Origin of the sequence: Chroococcidiopsis sp. CCALA 051, assembly GCF_003015105.1 — a bacterium.
GTDB lineage: Bacteria > Cyanobacteriota > Cyanobacteriia > Cyanobacteriales > Chroococcidiopsidaceae > Chroococcidiopsis > Chroococcidiopsis thermalis.
In genome coordinates, this window is record NZ_PYCI01000215.1 from 1 (window position 1) to 7,134 (window position 7,134).

The 7,134-nt window shown below is 47.6% G+C and carries 9 protein-coding genes; 5 read left to right on the plus strand and 4 right to left on the minus strand.

Translation table 11 applies throughout. The features are described from left to right. Positions 1-785: FAD-dependent monooxygenase (locus C7Y66_RS29450; RefSeq protein ID WP_158266026.1), on the minus strand; the 785-nt coding region annotated here is incomplete at its 3' end. 384 nt (positions 786-1,169) lie between these two features. Here C7Y66_RS29450 and C7Y66_RS29455 point away from each other — a divergent pair. Further along, entirely contained in the window at positions 1,170-1,988 is an 819-nt protein-coding gene (locus tag C7Y66_RS29455; protein ID WP_106548260.1) for a DUF2993 domain-containing protein, read from the plus strand. Positions 1,989-2,064: 76 nt separating this feature from the next. Beyond that, positions 2,065-2,691, plus strand: a complete 627-nt coding sequence (locus C7Y66_RS29460) for a GerMN domain-containing protein (protein WP_106548261.1) — start codon at positions 2,065-2,067, stop codon at positions 2,689-2,691. A gap of 79 nt (positions 2,692-2,770) precedes the next feature. Here C7Y66_RS29460 and C7Y66_RS29465 read toward each other — a convergent pair whose 3' ends face one another. The 3 genes from C7Y66_RS29465 to efp form a co-directional block, all read right to left on the minus strand. Then, a complete protein-coding gene (locus C7Y66_RS29465) occupies positions 2,771-3,124 on the minus strand; it encodes a metalloregulator ArsR/SmtB family transcription factor (protein ID WP_015155914.1) in 354 nt (117 codons plus the stop codon). An 81-nt stretch (positions 3,125-3,205) separates the two neighbouring features. Continuing rightward, complete coding sequence (accB, locus tag C7Y66_RS29470) at positions 3,206-3,775, minus strand: acetyl-CoA carboxylase biotin carboxyl carrier protein (protein ID WP_199197720.1); 570 nt, start codon at positions 3,773-3,775, stop codon at positions 3,206-3,208. Between the two features lie 256 nt (positions 3,776-4,031). Then, positions 4,032-4,592, minus strand: coding sequence for an elongation factor P (gene efp / locus C7Y66_RS29480; protein WP_106548263.1), 561 nt, complete (start codon positions 4,590-4,592; stop codon positions 4,032-4,034). A 142-nt stretch (positions 4,593-4,734) separates the two neighbouring features. On the opposite strand from efp, the gene C7Y66_RS31505 reads away from it, so the two are divergent. From C7Y66_RS31505 to scpB, 3 genes are all read left to right on the plus strand, one after another. After that, complete coding sequence (locus C7Y66_RS31505; protein WP_015155917.1) at positions 4,735-4,896, plus strand: hypothetical protein; 162 nt, start codon at positions 4,735-4,737, stop codon at positions 4,894-4,896. Continuing rightward, positions 4,847-5,953: a peptidylprolyl isomerase gene (locus C7Y66_RS29485; protein WP_106548264.1), complete on the plus strand. Its 1,107-nt coding sequence runs from the start codon at positions 4,847-4,849 to the stop codon at positions 5,951-5,953. Before C7Y66_RS31505 ends, C7Y66_RS29485 begins: the two co-directional genes overlap by 50 nt. A 328-nt stretch (positions 5,954-6,281) precedes the next feature. Next, positions 6,282-6,797 (plus strand): SMC-Scp complex subunit ScpB, encoded by a 516-nt coding sequence (gene scpB, locus C7Y66_RS33620; protein WP_041463315.1) that lies wholly within the window; start codon positions 6,282-6,284, stop codon positions 6,795-6,797. Positions 6,798-7,134: the final 337 nt, after the last annotated feature.

Below are 7,134 nucleotides of genomic sequence, written 5' to 3' on the forward strand. Positions count from 1 at the left end.
GGGATGGGGTGCGCCTCAACTTTAATGATTTGACCCCCAGCCAATTTTCTCGCTGCACGGGCGCGAATACCAGCTTGCAGCTGCTTGATGCTGGCTTTGTTGACCTGCATCGTCCCCGTACCTACGGCTACGTGGTCGTATTTCGGGAATACCCAAGCGTAGAAATCGGTAGAAACGTCGTTACCAACGTACATTTCCGCCATATCTTGGTAATACGCCATTTTATCTTGAGGCAAACGGATGCGCTCTTGAAATGCGATCGCGAAGTTGTAGTCCCCCGCATCCATTTCTTTAGCAATCCGAGAATTTGCCCCATCCGCACCGATAACCAAATCCACCTTCAGAGTTTTGGCAACACCTTGCGTCCCACCTTCTGAGTGGTCTACATAGTGGATGGTATAGGGTTCTTTACTATTTGTCGGAAAATCAAGTTTATGAACTGTGGCATTAATTAAAATTGCGCCCAACTGCGCCGCCCGATTGCGCAGGAATCCATCCAGCACTTCGCGGCGACACATTCCAATATATTCGTCTTCATTAACCAAATTGATATCCACCTCGCGGTTAGAGGGGGAAATCATCTTCATCCGTCGTACCTGACGGTCAATAATTTCTGGTGGGAGGTCAAACTCGCTCACCATGCATAGAGGAATCGCACCGCCACAAGGCTTGGCATTATCCAGCTTGCGTTCAATTAGGTAAGTCTCGATGCCAGCTTTGGCTAGGACTTCTGCGGCGGAGGAACCTGCTGGACCCGAACCAACGACAGCAACCCGTAGAGTCAAAGTTTTTCTCCCAAACTTCAAATCGCTAAAAATGCATCGTATCACGGTCTTTTGCCCGAATTGGCGACTGTGGCAGCAGATCGGGCAAATTTGCAACAGAGCTTAAAACTTTTGTAAATATATTTAATGTCTTTTGAGCTAGCTTTGTGTATGTCGGATTAGGGAGCGCCCGAGCAGGGAGAAGAGAGTTGCGAGAGAGTCACCCATCTGAGGGAGCGATTGGGAGCTGAAGAAACTGCCTCTAAGAGCGGGTAGTCGTGCGCCGCGATCGCTGATTAAGCTAAACTTAAGAATTTAAACAAATCCAGAAACCTAGTATAGTTTGAGTCTGACACTTAATATCGCAGTTTAAAAATAGCCTAAATGCCTTGAAATGAACGCATAATGGAATTTTTTACGATTCTTCTGTCTGGCATACTTGGTTTAGTGACTCCGGCAGGGTTAGTTGTAGATCGAACGGCAGAAAATGCTATTCGCTCTCAATTGCAACACGCAGAGCGGCTAGAAGTGCGAGTAGACAATGCGCCTAGTTACCAACTTATACAAGGGAAGGTGGAAAGGGTGCGCTTAGCTGGACGAGGCTTAAGGCTAAAGCAGCAGAATATCCGTATTGCTGGGTTAGAACTAGAAACCGATCCGATTGATGTCGAGCCGCGCAGTCTAGGAAAGCAAAAGCTCAAATTACGGCGATCGCTCCATGCAGGAGTGCATTTGCTGCTAGAGCAATCAGATCTCAACCAAGCCTTACCCACTTTGATTGCGCAAATCCAAGAATTTGTAATTCCAGAGTTGGGGGGCGATCGCTCTGAGTCTACCTCTAACTATAAGTTTGTCAATCCACGACTAGAACTACTAGCCAACAATCGTTTGCGCTTTCAAGTCCAACTAGCCGCAGAGGATGACGACGAGCCACTGGCAATTGTAGCTGAGTCAGGATTAGCGGTAAAAGGGGGGCGACAAATTCAACTAGTTCAACCAACAGTTACCGTCGATCGAGAAGCAGTCGCTCAGAATATCGTAGACGAAATCGCCATGAATCTCAGCCAAGAACTCGATTTCCGTCGCCTGGAAGTGTACGGACTGCAAGTGAGAATCTTACAATTAAAAGTAGCAGCCCAAAAATTAGATCTGGTGACTTTTGTGCGCGTCGATCCGTCTTCCTCTTTGTTGCAGAATCCTTCATTGCAGAATTCTAAGTTATAGACTCAGCTAATATATAATTTGCTAATTTGCCTCCTCATCTCACCGATCTCGCGTCCACCCAAGGAGAACTATCCCTATGGTTAAACAACAACAAAATCGCCGAATTCCAGTTAGCGGCTTAGTTGCAGGAATTGCGGCAGTAGCAGTGACAGCAGGAGGCGGCGCAGCTTGGTGGCACTGGCAATCGAACCAAAAACCAACTCGACCAATTGCGCCACCAATTAGCGGGATTCAAGAAGCACCAAAGCCACAAACTCCACCAGTCGCACAACAACAGGTAGAAGTCTTTTGGCTCAAGGGAAGTGGAGTACGACAGCAGCTGGTTGCGACTACAGCTACCACAACGGCTGACATTAAAAAACAGCCTACGGCTGCTCTAAAAACTGCTTTCGATAACTTACTCTCTGGTCCAAAAGATGGATCTGTCAGTACTACCATTCCCCAAGGAACAACACTGCGGGATCTAAAGGTGGAGAAAGATGGAATTCACGTCAATTTATCAGAAGATTTCACCGCTGGTGGCGGTAGTACTGCTATGACAGGGCGAGTAGCACAGGTGATTTACACGGCAACAAGTCTCGATCCAAGTGCCAAAGTTTGGATTGAGGTGGAAGGAGAGCCGCTGGAAGTTTTAGGCGGCGAAGGCTTAGAGTTAGAGCAACCGCTGACGCGCCAAAGTTTAGGAGAAAACTTTACACTTTAGCCTGCTACATTTGATAAGAATTATGAAATTAGCAGCGATCGAGCGATCGCTGGCAGCAAACTGTGGCATAGTTAACCCCTCAACGTTTTCCATTTCCATTGAGTACCCGAAATTGGCGGGCTTGATGTTCGACTCGGGTAGCAAGTCGATGACAGACAAGATTCCATAATTGGAAGATCATGTCATCCTCAACGCGGTAGTAGGCGGAAGTGCCTTCACTACGGCGACTGAGAATGCCTGCCTGCCACATGATTTTTAAATGTTTGGAAACGTTGGCTTGGCTAGTCTGAGTTGCATCCACCAATTCTTGAACGCACTTTTCACCATCGCGTAACAGGCTGAGCAGCCGTAGGCGCATTGGTTCGCTTAACAAGCTGAAATACTCTGCTACTTGTTGCATGACCTCTGGAGGTACAGGCTTGGTTAATTTCATTAGAACTGACCCGTAGAAAGATGTCGCAAGATAGTTGGCAGTGATGCCAAATAGTTAACTGGTAATTAAAGTAGTTAACCATTAATCGGGGTTTATGCGCATCAGTGGCTGTCCGTATTCCACTGGTTCGCCATTTTGTACCAAAATTTCCATGACTTGTCCAGATACTTCGGCTTCAATTTCGTTCATCAGCTTCATCGCCTCGATAATACAGACAGTTTGACCGGATCTAATGCGATCGCCAACTTCTACAAATGGCGGTTCGCCTGGAGCAGGAGCGCGATAAAAAGTTCCTACCATAGGAGAAGGAATTTCCGCAAACTTTTGTTCTATGGGTGCTGATGCAGCCATCGAGACTGTGGTGGAATTAATCGCAGTAGAATCAACTCGGCGAGAAACTGAATCCATGCCAGCAGGCATTTTAGCAGAATCGAAGTGTAACTCCGTTGTACTTAGGTTACTGCTGTCTCCTGCTACAGCGGATGCAGGTGCAGCACTTTGACTACCCGTACCCTTACGTACTGTCAGTTCAAATTCCTGAGTTTTTAGGGTGAGTTCCTCAATTTCAGTTCGATCCAACGCCAACAGTAGTTGACGTATTTCATTTAAATCCAGTGACACAGCAAATCCCTCTTCAATGTCATTTGTCATCAGTCATCAGTCATTTGTTATGAAAGAAGCCAGAAGTCAGGAGTCAGGAGTAACCCCGCTCTCGCGAGCGTCTGGGGTTTCAATAAAGATTCAGAATTCTGTTCTTCGAGCGCATTTAAATTTGGGGGCTTGCGATCCCGAAGAGTCAGGAGCAGTCGCACATTATTCATTCTGACTTCTGGCTCCTGACTCCTGACTCCTTCTCGGTCATTCCACTCATGACACATGACAAATGACAAATGACTCCTAAAAGCAATCATTCTCCCCGACCGAGATAAGTATCGTTACGGGTATCGATCCGAATGCGTTCCCCTTGAGAAATAAATAAAGGAACCATAATAGTAGCGCCAGTCTCGACAACAGCAGGCTTAGTACCACCCGTAGCCGTGTCACCGCGCACGCCAGGATCGGTTTGCACGACTTCTAGCACGACAGAATTAGGCAATTCTACTTCCAACACTTGCTCGTCCCAGCGGACGACATTCACTTCCATGCCATCTTTGAGGTACTTGACGCGATCGCCAATTTGCGCCGCCGTCAACCGCGCCTCCTCGTAGGTTTCCATCTCCATAAAGACGAAATCATCCCCGTCTTTATAGGTATGTTGCATCGTACTCTTTTCTAGATTGGCTTGGGGAACTGTTTCACCAGCACGGAAGGTTCGTTCCACTACACTACCAGACTGGACGTTTTTTAACTTTGTCCGCACAAAAGCCGAGCCTTTCCCTGGCTTTACATGAAGGAATTCCACCACCCGCCAAACAGATCCATCTAGGACAATACTTACGCCTGGTCGAAAGTCATTACTAGAAATCATGGAACAATAGACTCACTCATCGTGCAGGACAATCGGCAATCTATTTTACCTCCTTTGTGTCGGGTTAGAGATTAGGGGTGAGGGATTAGGCATTTCACGCACCACTCTCTATGGCAAAATGACGATCGGGTCTCACTAAGTTATGCGCGAAGTTATGCGCGAAGATCGCGTTGCGCGTATCCGCGCCCTGCCATCGCCGCAGTGCGATGGAGAGCAAAAATTCCTCGCAGCATACCCCTTATCAGAGCTAGATCATGACAAAATTTTGCCAACGCTGGCTAAAAAATATTTCGATCGCAATTAGCATGATTGCGTTTTGTTGGAGCCTGAGTGCAGCAGCCTGGACTCCTACTTCCTACGCTGCACTACCAGCAGGAAATGCCATCACTGATGGTAAAGCTCTGTTGCGTTACGCCTTGCCAATTGACAACCAACCCGTCAGGCAACTGCAAGCAAGTTTAGAAGATATTGCCAATCAACTGCGAGCCAACCGCCGTTGGGGTGCGATCGCTAACGACCTCAAAGGCGCTTCTAGGGCAATCTCTAATCCTGAAAAAATTCTGAGTAGCGTTCCCGCAGAACGCCAGCCTCAAGCAGAAAAGATAATTGCTCAAATTAAAGATGGCATTCCCAAACTTCAAGCAGCAACAGATAAGAAAGATAAAGAAAATATCTGGGTCGAACGCGCTAACATACTCAATTTAGTTAGCGAGTTAGAAGAGTTGATGGTCAAAGAATTTCCCTATGAAGTCCCCGCTCAATACTCTAACTTGCCTCAACTCAAAGGACGGGCAACGATCGCATTTAACACCAATAAAGGTGACATTACTGTGGTTGTAGACGGCTACAGCGCCCCCGTCACCGCAGGTAATTTTGTCGATCTCGTTCAACGGGGCTTCTACAACGGATTAGAATTCATCCGTGCTGAAGATTCCTACGTTTTGCAAACAGGCGATCCCCCTGGTAAAGACCAAGGATTTATCGATCCCAATACGGGTAAGTACCGCGCCGTTCCTTTAGAAATTCTGGTCAAAGGCGATTCGGAACCTACATATGGCGTAACCTTAGAGCAAGCTGGTCGTTACACTGACGAACCAGTATTGCCTTTTTCTGCCTATGGTGCAGTTGCAATGGCAAGACCGGAATTTGAAGCCGATGGTGGTTCTTCCCAATTTTTCTTCTTTTTGTTTGAACCAGAACTAACACCAGCCGGACGTAACTTACTAGACGGGCGCTACTCTGTCTTTGGTTACGTTACCGAGGGTAAAGAAGTCCTAGAAAAGCTGAAAGCAGGTGACAAAATCGAATCAGCGAAAGTCATCCAGGGTGCAGACAAATTAGTTCAACCCCAAGTAGCATAACTAGGGAGTAGGGAGCAGGGAGCAGGGAGTAGTGAGCGATCGCGAACCAGTGAAAAAGAGAGCTGAGGGGGCTGAGGGAGCTGAGGGTGAGAAGAGAGCTGAGGGAGCCCAGGAAGCTGAGGGAGCTGAGGGAGCTGAGGGAGAAAAAACACTTACCACGTACCACGACGCGGCTCCAATGCGGAGGAAACCTCCGCTTCCGCCCGCTTCACCACGCACCGCTCTTTCCCGACTCCCGACTCCCGACTCCCGTACGGGCGGGTTTGGCAACCCGCCCCTACCGACTCCCGACTCCCGACTCCCGACTTTCCACAAACTATCAACCCAAATCGAAGCAATCCTTTACTTAAAAGGCAAACCGCTATCAGTTGCAGAAATTGCCGAATACGCCCAGTGCGATCGCCCTACGGCTGAAGAAGGACTGATCGAACTGATTGAAGACTACGCCCGTCGCGACAGCGCCTTAGAGGTCGTCGAAACGCCTACAGGCTACAGTCTGCAACTGCGCTCTGGTTTTCAAAACTTGGTACAGAGGTTAATTCCTCTCGAACTCGGAGTCGGGGCTTTACGCACGTTAGCAGCGATCGCCCTTCACAGCCCAATTGCTCAAAATCAACTCGTCGAGCTGCGCGGCTCTAGTGCTTACCAACACGTTCAAGAATTGGTAGAACAAGGATTCGTCCGCAAACGCCGCCAGTCAGATTCTCGCTCCTCCCTACTTCAATTAACCGAAAAATTTCATCAATACTTCCAAGTCGAACAACTACCGCAACTTCTGGGGCAGGAACGCAAGCAATCTAAGTATCAGCAGCTAGAGTTGGCTGACGATTTAGAAGATAGCTGAGGGGATTGAAAGTAATTTATCTCGTTGAGCAAACTTCAGGACTAGGGCAAATATCTCTTTTCTCTAGCTTGTTTCAGGTAAAATAGCTCGATTCTGCGGTTGTTAATCGCATTTTGCCGATTGTTACTAGTTTTTTACTATTCTGCTCTATTCTGAGGACGTAAACTCTCTATTCGATCCTCAAAACATCTGATACAATTTATTTAATGAATCAGTAAAAAAAATTAATATTCTAGTCCGCAAGGTTTGCCTGCAACAGGTCTAGCTCTAGCTGAGAAAACACCAAAACGCGAGTGTTGGATCTAGAGATCGGGATTAGTTGACGTACCAAAAATGG

Excerpts from the sequence above, each read along its gene's own strand:
- C7Y66_RS29460 (WP_106548261.1), top strand. The coding sequence starts at position 2,065 with ATGGTTAAACAACAACAAAATCGCCGAATTCCAGTTAGCGGCTTAGTT.
- C7Y66_RS29455 (WP_106548260.1), top strand. The coding sequence starts at position 1,170 with ATGGAATTTTTTACGATTCTTCTGTCTGGCATACTTGGTTTAGTGACT.
- C7Y66_RS31505 (WP_015155917.1), top strand. The coding sequence starts at position 4,735 with ATGCGCGAAGTTATGCGCGAAGATCGCGTTGCGCGTATCCGCGCCCTG.
- C7Y66_RS29485 (WP_106548264.1), top strand. The coding sequence starts at position 4,847 with ATGACAAAATTTTGCCAACGCTGGCTAAAAAATATTTCGATCGCAATT.
- efp (WP_106548263.1), bottom strand. The coding sequence starts at position 4,592 with ATGATTTCTAGTAATGACTTTCGACCAGGCGTAAGTATTGTCCTAGAT.
- C7Y66_RS29465 (WP_015155914.1), bottom strand. The coding sequence starts at position 3,124 with ATGAAATTAACCAAGCCTGTACCTCCAGAGGTCATGCAACAAGTAGCA.
- accB (WP_199197720.1), bottom strand. The coding sequence starts at position 3,775 with ATGACAAATGACATTGAAGAGGGATTTGCTGTGTCACTGGATTTAAAT.